We start from the raw sequence: 270 nt of genomic DNA, 5'->3' as shown, positions 1-270 counted from the left end.
CCTGCAACACCATCCAGCGTCTCGACGAAGTCCAACGCGCCGACAGCCGCGTCGCTATGGTCGGCCAACGCCCGACCGTCACGTTCACCGTCACCGCGAACCCGAACTACCCGTTGGAAAGCGCCATCCGCGCTATCGAGGCCGCAGACGACGATTTCCGGCTCGCAAGCCACACCATGGACATCGATACCGTATGGAAGCTGCAATTCGATAGGATCTCCGCCTAAACGCGGCTTCGCGGCTGTCTAGGCTTCCTCCTGAACTTCCAGC

1 pseudogene is annotated in these 270 nt (G+C 61.5%); it reads left to right on the top strand.

The annotated features are described in order from the left end of the window. A pseudogene (locus tag HMPREF2656_RS13190) lies at window positions 1–227 on the top strand (hypothetical protein); the annotation flags it as partial. Window positions 228–270: the final 43 nt, after the last annotated feature.

The organism is Corynebacterium sp. HMSC034B08, assembly GCF_001835805.1.
Lineage (GTDB): Bacteria > Actinomycetota > Actinomycetes > Mycobacteriales > Mycobacteriaceae > Corynebacterium > Corynebacterium coyleae.
This window is presented reverse-complemented; position numbering and strand designations above follow the sequence as displayed.